This is a genomic window from Kitasatospora sp. NPDC051164 (assembly GCF_044455625.1).
Taxonomy (GTDB): domain Bacteria; phylum Actinomycetota; class Actinomycetes; order Streptomycetales; family Streptomycetaceae; genus Kitasatospora.
Genome location: NZ_JBITFB010000037.1, coordinates 29,856 through 42,237, shown reverse-complemented (window position 1 = coordinate 42,237; position 12,382 = coordinate 29,856). Strand labels below are relative to the sequence as shown.

At 70.6% G+C, this 12,382-nt stretch carries 10 protein-coding genes and 1 pseudogene; 6 read left to right on the top strand and 5 right to left on the bottom strand.

Annotated features, from left to right (window positions below):
- Nucleotides 1-116 precede the first annotated feature (116 nt).
- Both ACIBEC_RS39070 and ACIBEC_RS39065 read left to right on the top strand, forming a co-directional pair.
- On the top strand, nt 117-323 hold the full coding sequence (locus tag ACIBEC_RS39070; protein ID WP_360507163.1) for a hypothetical protein: 207 nt from the start codon (nt 117-119) through the stop codon (nt 321-323).
- Nucleotides 324-808: 485 nt separating this feature from the next.
- A complete protein-coding gene (locus tag ACIBEC_RS39065; RefSeq protein WP_360507161.1) occupies nt 809-1,477 on the top strand; it encodes a hypothetical protein in 669 nt (222 codons plus the stop codon).
- 37 nt (nt 1,478-1,514) lie between these two features.
- On the opposite strand, the gene ACIBEC_RS39060 is transcribed toward ACIBEC_RS39065, so the two are convergent.
- Both ACIBEC_RS39060 and ACIBEC_RS39055 read right to left on the bottom strand, forming a co-directional pair.
- Nucleotides 1,515-1,688, bottom strand: a complete 174-nt coding sequence (locus ACIBEC_RS39060; RefSeq protein ID WP_360507158.1) for a hypothetical protein — start codon at nt 1,686-1,688, stop codon at nt 1,515-1,517.
- Nucleotides 1,689-1,964: 276 nt separating this feature from the next.
- Nucleotides 1,965-2,345, bottom strand: a complete 381-nt coding sequence (locus tag ACIBEC_RS39055; protein WP_360507155.1) for a hypothetical protein — start codon at nt 2,343-2,345, stop codon at nt 1,965-1,967.
- A 208-nt stretch (nt 2,346-2,553) separates the two neighbouring features.
- On the opposite strand from ACIBEC_RS39055, the gene ACIBEC_RS39050 reads away from it, so the two are divergent.
- On the top strand, nt 2,554-3,132 hold the full coding sequence (locus ACIBEC_RS39050; protein ID WP_360507152.1) for a hypothetical protein: 579 nt from the start codon (nt 2,554-2,556) through the stop codon (nt 3,130-3,132).
- Between the two features lie 636 nt (nt 3,133-3,768).
- Nucleotides 3,769-4,030: pseudogene (locus tag ACIBEC_RS39045) on the top strand (GNAT family N-acetyltransferase); the annotation flags it as partial.
- Nucleotides 4,031-4,084: 54 nt separating this feature from the next.
- Here the strand turns inward: ACIBEC_RS39045 and ACIBEC_RS39040 are convergent.
- The gene (locus tag ACIBEC_RS39040) at nt 4,085-4,918 is read right to left on the bottom strand and encodes a hypothetical protein (RefSeq protein ID WP_360507149.1); all 834 of its coding nucleotides are present in this window, start codon (nt 4,916-4,918) and stop codon (nt 4,085-4,087) included.
- Nucleotides 4,919-6,188: 1,270 nt separating this feature from the next.
- On the opposite strand from ACIBEC_RS39040, the gene ACIBEC_RS39035 reads away from it, so the two are divergent.
- The gene (locus ACIBEC_RS39035; protein WP_360507147.1) at nt 6,189-6,452 is read left to right on the top strand and encodes a hypothetical protein; all 264 of its coding nucleotides are present in this window, start codon (nt 6,189-6,191) and stop codon (nt 6,450-6,452) included.
- 1,565 nt (nt 6,453-8,017) lie between these two features.
- Here ACIBEC_RS39035 and ACIBEC_RS39030 read toward each other — a convergent pair.
- Complete coding sequence (locus ACIBEC_RS39030) at nt 8,018-8,974, bottom strand: helix-turn-helix domain-containing protein (protein WP_360507144.1); 957 nt, start codon at nt 8,972-8,974, stop codon at nt 8,018-8,020.
- An 85-nt stretch (nt 8,975-9,059) separates the two neighbouring features.
- Nucleotides 9,060-11,786 carry an AAA family ATPase gene (locus ACIBEC_RS39025; RefSeq protein WP_360507141.1) on the bottom strand — a complete coding sequence of 909 codons (2,727 nt, stop codon included), beginning with the start codon at nt 11,784-11,786 and terminating at the stop codon, nt 9,060-9,062.
- Nucleotides 11,787-12,125: 339 nt separating this feature from the next.
- Here ACIBEC_RS39025 and ACIBEC_RS39020 point away from each other — a divergent pair, with 339 nt between their 5' ends.
- Nucleotides 12,126-12,350 (top strand): hypothetical protein, encoded by a 225-nt coding sequence (locus ACIBEC_RS39020; protein WP_360507139.1) that lies wholly within the window; start codon nt 12,126-12,128, stop codon nt 12,348-12,350.
- Nucleotides 12,351-12,382 lie beyond the last annotated feature (32 nt).

Here is a 12,382-nt window from a genome sequence, read left to right as displayed (position 1 = left end):
CACGCGCGCTGTCTCTACGGGGACGAGTCGGACCGACACCTGAGTGCGTCCTCGACCACCGGGAGCACTACTTCGTCGAGGAACTGACTTTCGCTGACGCGGATTCGATCCTCGCCATGCTCCGGGAGCTCTGCCCGCACGTGGTCGATGGTCGTCTGCCGGTCTGGGTCCGCAACCTGTCCTACCGGTTGGTGCTCCTGCAGCGACCTGATGAGCCAGCGCTGATGCGCCAGGCTGCCGAGAACTTGTGGCTGCATGGACCTGACTGGGATCGCATCGCGGCGGACCTGACGAGGCGGGCAGACGCCATGGAGGCCGACTGAGTTGGGACGCCGTGTTCGTGGCGCGCGCTCGGGCCACGTCAGAACGCGTCATCCATGTGCTGCGTTGTCCCTGGCCCAAGGCCCCTGCTCTATTCGATCGGGGCCGCCGGCGCCCTGCCCGGGGCCACCGCGCTTGACCAGGCCCGCTCCGCAGGCCGTTTCACCCCGGTCCACGACGCCTGGTGGGCGGCCGCCCGCAAGGCCCACGGCGAGCGTGAGGGTACTCGGGCGCTGATCGAGGTCTGCTGCTGGGCCGGCACCCGCCCTCCAGACAGCGGAGGTGTCGGCGTACAGGTCAGATACAGGTGTACGCCGACAGGAGGATGCGTGCGGGCCAAATGTGAGTACGCGTACTCATGTGGCGGCCGGGCAAATCAATGGAGGATCGCTGAGGGCCGTACTACGCGGCCGCCGCCAGGCTCGCCCGCACCGACGAGGGACATCCACCTCAGCCGGGTCGACCGTGATTCTCCCGGGGGACTCCCTTGCGCTCCGCATCCGTACTCCGTTCCGCCGCCATCCCGGCCGCCGCCGCACTGGCCCTCCTTCTGACAGCCTGTGGCCCCGACAACAGCGACACCCCCGCCGGCGCGACGCCCACCGCCACCGTGAGCCCGGGCACCGCCTCGCCGTCGACGGCGGCCACCGTGCTGCCCACCATCACCCCCGCGGCGCCCACCGCCACCCCGACAGCCCCGAGCCGCTTCGCCGACGCCCTCCCGCCGGCCGCGCCCGCGACCGGCACGTACACCGACAGCGCGAAGGGCGACATCTCCCTCACCATCGGCCCCACCAGCGTGGTCAAGGGCGACATCGCCGACCTCGCCAATTTCCTCAAGCCGGAGGACATGGCCGGCAAGACGCCGTACTACGTACACGTCACCTACACCCACACCGGCGGCAACGGGATCTACGAGCCCTACTTCAACCTGCGGCTGCGCGCCATGGTCAGCGACACCGCCCAGGCCCGCAAGGTCGACCTGCTCAGCGCGTTCCCGAAGTGCGAGAGCGACGTCCCCCACGGCGGCAAGGACTTCGTCAAGGGCCAGAGCGAGAACGAGTGCGCCATCTACCTCGCGCCGGCCGACAAGCCCCTCCAGTACATCGTGTGGCTCGACAAGGACAACAAGCCCCTCGCCTGGAAGACCAGCTGAGCCAGACCCGTCCGGGCAGGGAAGCCGCGGGGCACGGTCAGCGGCTGCGGCGCACGAGGACCTTGAGAACCTCCCTGGCGTCGCGGCGGCGGGCGTCGCTGCGGGCGGTGACCGCGGTGATGGCGGTGATAGCGGCGGCAAAGACGGCGAGGGCCGCCCAGGCGGCGCCGGCCGCGGTGATGAGGACGGCATGCTGCAGGACGGTGGGCATCGAGGCTCCGCGGGTGTGGCGACCGGGCAGGGGCTGAAGGCGGACGCAGCATCGGCGGGAGGTGACGGCGGGCGGGCACGACGCTCGCCCGTGCCAAGCGTGCAGGCGGCTCTGCTTCAGCGCTCGTCCGGCCCGCCCAGGCTCCAGCCGCTGACCGACGCGAGCGGCCCGCGCCAGGCGGGCGGGAGGAAAAGAACAGCGTGGCCATCGCCTCGAACGAGTCGTTCGGCAAAGCGCACATGTTCCGGCGAACTCGTGCCAGGTGGCACCGAAACCTCACGGGTTCGACCTGCGTACGGCCCGGAAGTCTTGGTACTCGTCGCAGACGACGCCATCGTTGACCCAGCGTTGGGGGTCGGCAGCGAGTTCATGCTCTGCCAGGTGCAAGGCCTCCTCGGGGGTGGGCAGGACGGCGACCTCCCGGCCCCACGTCTCCTCGTCGGGGTCCAGAGGCGGGAACTCGGTGATGTCGAGGAAGGTGTCGGTGCCGACATCCTCGACCTCGCTCAGGTAAATGGTGACGCCCGTGCGGCTGGGACTGAGGGCGATCCAGCGGAGCCCGGGCCGGCCGTCGGTTTCGATGGCGCCGAGGAACTGCTCGATCTGCTTCCCGCGCTGGAGGGCGCCGAGGGCGAAGGCGGGGGTGAGGTGCAGCATGTCAGTTCCTTTGCTGGTCGAGCAGGCGTCCGGGCCGGAACGCGAGACTGGGGGAAGCCCTCTGCAGCCGTCTCGACCACGATCGGCACTACCTCGGGACGGGAGACCCAGCTGCACGAAACTGGCTGTCTTCGAACCGGAGTTTGCTCCATGATCGCGAGACGGAGTCCGAGCTGCCGCCTCAGCTCCTCAACCACCAGGAGTCCGCATGTCGATGTTGGTCGCTCTCGACCACCCGGAATTTCCCTATGCGGAGCCTGCCCACGGGATCACCTGCTGGCAGAAGCCCTGGAACGGTGTCCTCGTCAGGGTGGACCAGATCCCCTTCAAGGCCGGAGACGAGCTCACCTTCGACGTCACGGTCTGCAGCGACTTCCACGGGCCAACCCCGGCCGCGACGATCAAGGGCGTCGTGAGCATCACCGCTGACACCACCACGGTCGACTACACCATCCCCTGGGATGGCGTCCTGGACGCCGTCACCGAGGGTTCCCTCACGGTCTCCTACACCCTGACCCCCTCCGACGGCAGCGAGCCGACGACCTCGGAGGGCGCCATGGTCCGGTACTCCCGCCGGCAGCGCGTCGGCGCCGTCTGCGGCCCGGACAGCCGAACAACCACCAGCCGGCACGTCGGTGAGCAGCCACCATCCGTGCCGGCCTTCGCCGTGACTGACAGCCAAGCAACGGCGCCCGGCACCGCGGCCCGGGCCTGCTGCACCGGCTTGGCGGGTGGGGCGGTGCTGACGAGCCGTCCCCTGGGCCCTTTCTCCCCGGACGCCGGTTAGGCCGTAACCACCCCCGCGCAGACCGGGAGGTCTGCCGTTTCCGTCTCCAGCGCTGGACACTCCGGTACCCACCCCACCCACGACTGCACCGTAGACGCCCCCACCGACAAGCGCCGAGGCGCAGCGTGGCAGCAGCGTCAACCCCCGGCAATCGGACGGCCCCGGACCAGAGCCCGCAGAACGGCCAGGACCGGCAACCCGCACAGGAGCCCCGGGGCCATCAGGTCCGAGCTGGGCAACGACCTGGGGACCGATCAAGATCAAGTGGCAGAAACCTACTGTCCGTCAAGATCATTTGTCGCAGGACACTGGACGGGCACTGCCCTACAGGCCACACAGCCCCACAGGCCGCCCTACAGGCAGGCGCCCCTACCAGAGCAAACGCGGGCCCTGCCTCACAACCACCACAGGGCATACCGGACAAGACAGGCCATGTCAGCTCACTGGGCCACAGCCCGCCCCCGCATGACCTTTGACAGCGAAGCCGGGACGGTTGTCACCGAAGTTGGGACAACGCTGGTTTGTGACATCGGAGTTGGGACTGGTCGCTCTCGTCGACCGATGCCGGTCAGGAGCGGCTGCCGCTCTCGGTCGTCTGAAGCTCCTGCTCGGTGGGCGTGCGATAGGTTGACCGCCATGGCTGAACTCGGACCCGTTGCCTGACCGGCCGGCCCCGATCAGGACCGAGCGGCTCGTGCTCCGCGACCCCGAGGCGCGGGACCGTGCGGCGTTCATCGAGTTGCTGGCGTCGCCGGAGGTGCACACCTACCTCGGCGGCCCCCGGCCGTGTGACGAGCTCGAGCGCGAGCTGCCCGAGGTACCCAAGCGGTGGCCCGGGAGTTTCGTCGTCGATCTCGACGGGGCGATGATCGGCCAGATCCTGCTCCGGAGCGTTACCGCCCGGCTGCCGCTCTGAGACCGGGGAGTTCGGGGAGTGTGGGCAGGGCTGGGCTCACCCACTCGGAATCATGTCGGTCAGCGGAAATGCCGTCACGTCTTCAGGCGGGCGCGACAAGTGCAGCATGGTGTGGAAGTAGCCGTCGGTCTCCTTCCCCTGCGGGTCATCGCCGGTCGTGGTCACCGCTTGGATGGCGTATTGCTGTTCATCCGCGCTGGTGAAGCGTCGTTGCCGGAACGTGTGCGCGGTGGCCTTCTCTGTGACCAGGCCGTGTGAAGCCAGGCATGCGGCGATGGACGTGTACGGGGTGGTGCGCAGTACGAAGGCCGCGACCCACACCGGGTCCTGGGCACAGGTCAGGATCGGCTGGAAGCTGTGGGCGGTCAGGAAGGTCGTCCCTCCGGTGATCGTGATCAGACGGGCGTGCCGTGCGGCGCGGAGCAGGGGCTGCGAGGGGGGCGCTGTTTCGAGGTTCTCGGCGAAGCCCTCTTCCAGCAGGCCGACCTCGCATGCGTAGGAGATGGCGTTCGTGGCCATGTCGAGTCCGATTACCCGGGCTGGGTCATGGCGCCGACGAGCCGCGTAGTAGCTGCGGTCCCATTCGATCAGTTCGGCTGTGGTGAGGGCGGTGGCCTGTGGCGACGTGTAGTGGGCGTACAGGTCGTCCAGTGTCACCTCATGGTTGAGGAGGGCGGCGTTGATGCCATACGAGCAGCAGATGTCCAGCACGGTCACCGGTTCCGCCGTGCGGGCTGTCCGCCTGCGGGCCGCGAGCGCCCGCCGGAAGACGCTCTGTCCGTGATGGGGCGTCTGGTATTCCAGCGGGCCCAACGCCTGGAAGTAGGCCCGAGGATCCGGTTGATCGTAGATGTCGTCGAACAGCGTCATGCCCGCTGGGCCGGGGGCCTCCGACGCTTGCCGATCACCGCCGGCGCTCCCACGCCCCCTGTTCCGAATACCGCTCATACCGGTTCTCCTCACAGAGCTCAGGTCCGCTGTCCGGTCAGAGTCGGTCATCCCGCTTCGGTACCGGAAGAAGGCGGGGAAGAAACCAGCCACGCGCCGCAACCGGGGATGGCTGGTGCTCACCCGGAGCCTGCTCCGCTTCCGGTGGGGTTTCACACTCCTGACCTGCGGTGGTCCACCTTCGCTGTCGCGAAATCGCGTGGGTCCACCTTCGATGGCAATCGGTCCGGGTCCGCTGTCACCGGACACGAACCCCCTCCCCGCGCTGCCGAGCACCAGCCACCGAACCCCACCACCAGGAGAACGCCGGCCCCGACAGCGGACGCCGTCCCCGCCGTACCCGGCGGCCCTTGGGCGGCGGCCCGGCCCCGCGGCTGTCGCGCCCGCCTGTCGCGCCCCCACCATGCCCAGCGGAACCTGGCATCCGCCCACGTCACAGGGCACGACAGCACCCCACGTGACAGGGCGACGCGACAGCACCCACGCCCCGGGAATCAACCCCAGCAACAGCCCTCCCGCCCCCGGCGGCCTGACGGCCACCCAGCCCTTCGGGCCGCTCTCAGGACCCAGCAGGCCCCCTCGCGGAACTCCGCGCCGGTACACCACCGATCGCGGCTGCACCTGCTCACAGAACGACAGGGCCGGCTGCGGCGAAGCACCCGCCGACCACCCGGATGACGCCCACACGCTTACGGCCTGCCCACGGATCCGCGGCCAGAACGCGGTCACTCCGGGTGAGCCAGGCCGCTCTCAGTCAGAAGAAGTCGTGTGAAGTGATGCTGTGGCCGCAGCCGTGTCTTGCGCAGTCGAGCCCTCTGGTCGGAGTGCTTGGAAATTCGAAGTCCGGACACCTGTGGCAGACGTGGCAGGGGAAGACGTCGGGGCCGGGATCGGAGTCACCGTCTGACAGCAGGGATCGTGCCTCGCCATGGAGCGACTGGAGCCGCTCCCTGACTTGACCGAGGTCGCCCGCAATCCGCTCCAGGGCCTTCTTCTGGGAATCTGTCAGGTCGTCAGCAGAATGCATGGCCACGCTCCGTTGCCATCGACGGCCTCTCAATGGCCGCCAGGGGATGCCCTCATAGTGACTCCAGATACGCATGTGTGCACTTTGAAGCAGCATGAGACAGGGGCGTGACAGAGGTTGTTCACAGTCCGGCAGGACCTGCTCCCGCAACTGTGGGAAAAGCACATGAAGGCGGAGTTCCCTGGGCACCTTCGCGGTCGAGAAGTCGAGGGCGAAGACCTGGTGCAGCTGGATGCGGACGTCGCCGGCTGCGTCTCCTCGTCCCTGTCGAGCGTTCTCGACGAGCGGCGCCGCGGAAGTCTTCGGAAGTGCATCGAGGTCCTTGAGAAGGTTCTACCGTGGATCGGGGACGGGGACGGGACCAGGTACTACGAGCGGCTGCACGAGATGGCCGTGTTGGCAGTCGGACTTGGGAACGTGAGCGACTGACCGCGCGCCCTGGGTCGAAACGGCGACACCGAACCAGATCAACTGAGACACCACTCCGCGTCCAGTCACCCGGGACCAGGTGACATGAGATTCTCGACCGCCTGGCGTCTCAACTGATCTGGTCGCCGCAGGCCACAGCCCTACCAGCAGACCAGATCATTCGAGACGGGACCAAGCCGGTGCAACGCGCCACTGCAACACGCCCGCCCCACGCCCCTCCCGGCCACATAGCACCTGGTCAGACCCGCAAAACGGCCCCGTGTTGCACCCCGCGCAACACCGCGTTGCACCCCCACGTTGCACCCGCCACCAGGCAACCGACCACCACCACCAGAACAAGGCCGGCCCCGACAGCGGCCCGCCGCCCCGCCCGCACCCGACCACCCCGGACGGCCTCGCCTGACGCGTGGTCAACCGCCCGGGACGATGTATCCAGAACAGACGGCATTGGTCGGGCAGGAAAGGGGCGGCGCCTGCTTGACAGGTGATGTCGGAACAGTAGGCGGGCCTGCGGGCCGCGGATCATCGGTCGTGTCTCCGAGAAGGACAGTCATGGCACACCCGCCCACCACCAGCACCGCCCAAGCGGCCACCGCACGGCGTTGCCATCGCTTCACGTCGTCCCCCTCGCCTGCACCGTGGCAGCGGCCACTGCATCCAGCGCAGCCCCGCCCAAGCAGAACCGCCCAGCAGCGGCAGACCCCGGACGCAGCGAGCGCGCCCCGAACGGCAGTCACGGCAGCGAAGCGCGGAACAAGCCAGACCAGACGGGGCCAGGCCGGATCCGCAGCGACCAAGGGTGGCACCGCCTGGACCTCGGGCCGGGCGCAGCACCAGGACAGCGGCGCCGGGACGGGCCTGGACGGCGGCCAGCACACGGCACCATGACGGGGCGGCACGACCCCGGACGACGGCCCCGGACACACCTCGGGCAGCGGCGAGCGACGGCGACGGCCACCCCAGCGCCCCGACCGCCGCCGACCCGGCCCAACCCCGGGCAGAAGCCGAACACCGACACCCACCAATACCCCGCACTCGGCCATTCCAACCCGAATTCAGAACACCACCGGGAAACCAGCCGACAAACCAAAAACGAGAAATTCACGCCCGAGCCACCGGGCGAAACACCCACCAACCCGCCGAGCATCCCCACACCACCCCCGACTCCACCAACCATCACACACAGTCACCAAACACCGCCGACCACCCACCCGGCCAAGCACCTCCCAAAGGTCCAACCAAAGGTCCAGATAACACCGCACAAGATGCGATTTCACGGCCCAAGCTCGCAACAGGTCACACCCTCAGGCGCTCGTATGGGTGAACGGCTCCGCCACGCACCGGGCACCCCGGGGCACCACGGCCGAAGAGCGATGGGATGGACAGCGCTCCACCACTCCGGCCGGAGCACCACTCGCAGACGGGAGTCGTGGCCCGTGGCGGCGGGAATCCGGTCAGGACGGAGCGAGCCGGTACGGGCAGACCTCACCGAGTCGCCGCCGTCATGGCGCCGGGGGACGACGCGGGTTTGCTGCGGGCTCACGCATCGTGGGGACGGGCCGTCCTCAGGTCATGGCCTGCCATTCGCGCGGGGACATGCCGTAGGCGGCGCGGAAGGAGCGGCTGAAGTGGGAGGGGCTCACGAAGCCCCAGCGGTGGGCCACTCCCGAGATGGTCGGTGCCGTCCTGGCCGGGCGGGACAGTTCGCGCCGGCAGCGTTCCAGTCGCTGGCGCTGGATCCAGCGGCTGACCGTCGTCCCCTGGGTGTGGAACAGCTTGTGCAGGTAGCGCACCGAGATGTGGTTCGCATGGGCGATCCGGGCGGGCGAGAGGTCGGGCTCGTCCAGGTGGCGCAGGACGTAGTCCTCGACCCGGGCGAGCATGCTCCGGGTGCCCTCCGGCGGCTGCCGGGCCGACAGTCCACGGCGCTCGTGGACCAGTGCTGCCAGGAGGTCGGCGGCGGTCAGGGAGAGCCGGTGTGCGGTGCCGGGGTCGAGGTCCGCCGGCTGTGCCGCGAGCTGCTTCAGGTAGCCGGCGACGAGCCCGGCGGTTGGCGAACCACCGTCGAACGCCGTGCCCGTGACGGTGCGAAGTTCGTCGTCCGTCACCCCGAGCGCCGCCTTGGACAGCCGGAACGCGGTGAAGCGGAAGTGTTCACGGTGTTCCCGCAGGTAGGGGCGGCCCGCGTCCGCGAGGGTGAAGCCGCCCGGGCCCACCAGCGCCTGCCGGCCGTCCTGCGTGAGCCGCGCGGTGCCGCGGTGCTGGAGGGTGACCGTCAGGAACTCCGCACCGCCCTGGGAGATGTGGCGCCGGCTACGGGACACGGTCTGCGGGCCCGCCTCGACCTCGGCGATCCGGAGCCGGCCGAGCTGTCGGCTGGTGATCGTCCCCGCCGGGGAGGCGTCCTCGTGCACGATCACGTCTAGCGGGACGAACGTGCCGGACACCAGCGCGTGCCAGTGCCCGGCACGGTCGTGGGGTGACGCCGTGGCGGAGGTGGGCTCGGTCGGGGTGACGGACATGGAGGGCTCCGGGTGCTGTGCGGGTGGTTCTCCTCCACTCTCGGACCGGTCCGCGCCTGGGCCATCCGTCACATGACTGGCGTCGTCACCGGCCCGGACCGGCGCCGTCCTCCCGCTCCACCACGTCGCGCAGCTGGCCGCGCGAGGTCACGCCGAGGGCCGGGAAGGCCTGGTAGAGGTGGGTCCCGACGGTCCTGGGCGACAGGAACAGGCGCTGGCCGATCTGCCGGTTCGTCAAGCCCTGGGCCGCGAGCCGTACGATGCGCTGCCGCTGCGGGGTCAGCGAGCGCAGCGCGCTGTGCCGGGCGGCGTCGACGCTGACGCCGGCCGCCCGCAGTTCCGCCTCGGCACGCTGCGTCCAGTGGACGGAGCCCAGACCGCCGAAGATCTCGCGGGCCTTCGTCAGGGCTGCGCGGGCGTCAGCGATCTGCCGCTGGCGCCGCAGCCACTCGCCGTACTCCAGCCAGACCTGGCCCCGTTCGAACGGCCAGCGCTGTCCGGCCGGGTCCTCCAGCGCTTCGCGGAAGTGCGCACCGGCCGCGTCCGGTTCGGCCAGCAGCGCGGTGGCCCGGAGCAGGATCTGTCGCAGCCGCGCCGACGCTCCCGCACCGACGGCGGCGGTCACCTCCTTCAGGGCGGCCCGCGCCTGTTCGGCGTGGCCGGTGAGGACGGCGGCCGCCGCGTGGTCGGCGACCGCGTAGCACGACAGGTGGTAGTGCACCGGTACTCCCGAGCCGCTGAAGAGGGAGCTCGCGTGCAGGTGGGCGGCGTGGTGGTCGCCGAGGGCGGTGGCGGCCAGGGCGGCCGCGCGGCCGGCCCGGACCACGGTGGCGAGCGCTTGGGCCGGCTCGGTGACGGCCAGCGCCGCCGAGGCGTGGCGCAGCGCCGTCCCGGGCTCGCCGGTCACGGCGCACACGGTGGCGAGTGCGGTGAGCGCCCGTACCGAGCCGAGGTTGCGGTGTCCGGCCAGGAAGCGTTCGGCGAGCCGCTCGACGCCCAGGCGTGCGTCGGCCCAGCGGCCGCAGTCGAGGTTCGCCCAGGCGAGGTCCACGGCAGTCATCCCCCCGTGGAAGTCGGCCGCGTCCTCCCATTGCGGGTTGACCACTTCCCCGAGCAGGCTCACCGCCGTCTCGGTCTCGTCCAGGAGCATGCTGAGGACTCCGAGGGTGTGGGTCTCGGTCGGGACGAGGCCGGGCCTGGCGGTGAGGGAGGGCAGCAGGGCTCGCACGGTGTTCCCGTGGACGAAGGGGTCGGTGACTCCGATGTCCCACAGGTGGAAGGGCCGGCCGACGGCATCGTCGTCCTGCGCCCCGCGGGCCGCGAGCATCGGCCGGATCCGTTCCCGCTGCGCGGTCAGGCCCGAGTGGTACACGATCCCGGTCGCGATCGTGGACACGTCCTCGGCGAGCTGCGGCACGGGCAGCGGGTCCTCACCGACGACGAGGGCGAACGCCCGCTCCAGACGCAGCATCAGCATGGCGATCAGGCCGTTCAGGGCGCTGATCCAGCCCGTCGCGGCCGGGTCGGGATCGAGGTGGGACGCCTCTGCGCCCAGGGTCTCGGCCCGGTCCAGGTCCCCGACCAGGACGGCGGCGTAGGCCGCGGTCGACAGGAGCCTGGCTCGTTCGCCCGCGTCCGGGTGGAGCTGGGCGGCCCGTTCCAGTCCGGCCAGGGCTTCGGCGACGGCGCCGCGCCCGAAGGTGCGCATGGCGGTGGCTTCGAGGGCGACGGCAACCGCGGTGTCGGGGGCCACGGTCGCCGCCGACAGCTGCCAGGCCTGCCGGTCGGGGTCTTCGCCGAGCGCGGCCGCCAGTGCCAGATGCGCGCGCCGTCGCTCGGTGAAGGGCGCGGCGCCGTAGACAGCGGAACGGACCAAGGGGTGGCGGAACTCGACCCGGTCGGCCCGCACGTGCACCAGGCCCGCCTGCTCGGCCGGCAGCCACACCTCCGTGTCCGAGCCCGGCGGCAGGGCCGCCAGGACGACCGACAGGGCCGCGCCCTCCGCCGCGGCCGCGATCAGCAGTGCCTCACGGGTGGCCTGCGGCAATCCGCCCGCCTGGGCGGCGAAGGTTCCCTCCAGCAGGTCGGTGAGCGGCACGGGCCCCACGGGCGGGAGCCGGCCGTCCCGTGCGGCCTGCCGGGCGAGCTCGATGAGGGCGAGGGGGTTGCCGGCGGCGGCGGCCAGGACCTGGCGCCGGGTCAGGCCGACGGGCGGATCGGGTTGGGCACCGAGCAGTTCCTCCGCTTCGGCCGGGGACAGCGGAGCCACCACCACCTGCGACACCGCCGAGTCGAGCCAGTCGGGCCGGCGGGTGCCGCGCACCGCGACGACCAGCCCGATCGACTCGCCCGCGAGCCGCCGGGCGAGGAAGCCCAGGACCTGGCAGGTGCCGCGGTCGAGCCACTGGGCGTCGTCGACGACGAGCAGCACCCGGCGCGCGGACGCGAACTGCGAGGCCAGGGTCAGCACGGCCAGGCTCACCATCATCGGGTCCGGCGGAGCGGGGTCCTCACCGAGTCCGAAGGCGCCGAGCAGGGCCGCCCTTTGGCGGGCGGGCAGGGCGTCGGCCGCGCCGTCGAGGACGGGCAGCAGAAGCTGGTGGAGGCCGGCGAACGCGAGCTCGCTCTCGGCGACGCTGCCCCGCACCCTCAGGACGCGGGAGCCTGCGTGTTCCGCCTCCTCGACCGCGGTGTCCAGCAGCAGGGTCTTGCCCACCCCCGCCTCCCCGAGCAAGAGCGCTGCGGGCGACGCCGATCGGGGGGAGAGTGCTTCGGCGATGATCGCCCGCTCCCGTTGACGACCGATCACCATGAAAATCCTGAGACTCCGTTCCGAAAACCGAGACCGTCGGCCGTTCGGAAGAACGGCCGACGTACGTCACCGCCGGAGCATATCCGCTGCTCGGTCGGGGTCCGGCACGGGCAGTGGCGCGCTGGAAGGCGGGCGGCGGCACCGGGACCGCCGCCGCACCGGTTGCGTCGAACCCCGCGCCGCACACCTGCGGATCGAGGACCTGGCGAGAACAACTGTCTGGTCCGGCCGAGTGAAGCCAGGGTGAAGCGCCTACATCAACGGCATGCAGGAGGACTACGACCAGTTCAAGGCCGAGCTTGACCAGGTCACCGAGTACGTCCGGTCCAAGGCGGCGTGATGCACCTGGAACGGGTGCGGCCCCTGGTGCTGCGAGGCGCCTTCCACGCGTACGAGCTGGCCGCCCCGGCGGCGGCCGCTCGTTACGTGGTCGAGGCCGCACCCCCCGACATCCCCGCCGAGGCCCTGGACCAGCTGGGGCAGCTGCTGTCCGAGTACGACGAGCAGGTGCGGAACCTGTCAAATCCCGCGTCGCGACAGGACGAGGCCGGCACGCCCTCCTGACGGCTCGCCGGCTATATGGTCCAGGCCACTTG

Bases quoted from the DNA above. Each gene is read 5' to 3' on its own strand.
- ACIBEC_RS39030 (WP_360507144.1), bottom strand. From the start codon at position 8,974: ATGTCCGTCACCCCGACCGAGCCCACCTCCGCCACGGCGTCACCCCAC.
- ACIBEC_RS39035 (WP_360507147.1), top strand. From the start codon at position 6,189: ATGAAGGCGGAGTTCCCTGGGCACCTTCGCGGTCGAGAAGTCGAGGGC.
- ACIBEC_RS39025 (WP_360507141.1), bottom strand. From the start codon at position 11,786: ATGGTGATCGGTCGTCAACGGGAGCGGGCGATCATCGCCGAAGCACTC.
- ACIBEC_RS39020 (WP_360507139.1), top strand. From the start codon at position 12,126: ATGCACCTGGAACGGGTGCGGCCCCTGGTGCTGCGAGGCGCCTTCCAC.
- ACIBEC_RS39070 (WP_360507163.1), top strand. From the start codon at position 117: ATGCTCCGGGAGCTCTGCCCGCACGTGGTCGATGGTCGTCTGCCGGTC.
- ACIBEC_RS39040 (WP_360507149.1), bottom strand. From the start codon at position 4,918: ATGACGCTGTTCGACGACATCTACGATCAACCGGATCCTCGGGCCTAC.
- ACIBEC_RS39055 (WP_360507155.1), bottom strand. From the start codon at position 2,345: ATGCTGCACCTCACCCCCGCCTTCGCCCTCGGCGCCCTCCAGCGCGGG.
- ACIBEC_RS39060 (WP_360507158.1), bottom strand. From the start codon at position 1,688: ATGCCCACCGTCCTGCAGCATGCCGTCCTCATCACCGCGGCCGGCGCC.
- ACIBEC_RS39050 (WP_360507152.1), top strand. From the start codon at position 2,554: ATGTCGATGTTGGTCGCTCTCGACCACCCGGAATTTCCCTATGCGGAG.